General features: G+C 57.0%; 1 rRNA gene. It reads left to right on the forward strand.

The features are described from left to right. Positions 1-106 precede the first annotated feature (106 nt). A 16S ribosomal RNA gene (locus IO40_RS36695) occupies positions 107-200 on the forward strand; the annotation flags it as partial.

Raw genomic sequence — 200 nt, forward strand, 5'->3', positions numbered from 1 at the left:
GGCGGTTGCCGGGGCAGGGTTCCTTTGAAATACAACAGCGAGGACGCTGTGTCCGCGTGGTTTATTCCACCATGGCGGACCGCTCTTCCTGTGATGCGAGTAAGCATTCACGGAGAGTTTGATCCTGGCTCAGGACGAACGCTGGCGGCGTGCTTAACACATGCAAGTCGAACGATGAAGCCGCTTCGGTGGTGGATTAG

Origin of the sequence: Streptomyces albus subsp. albus (assembly GCF_000725885.1) — a bacterium.
Classification (GTDB): domain Bacteria; phylum Actinomycetota; class Actinomycetes; order Streptomycetales; family Streptomycetaceae; genus Streptomyces; species Streptomyces albus.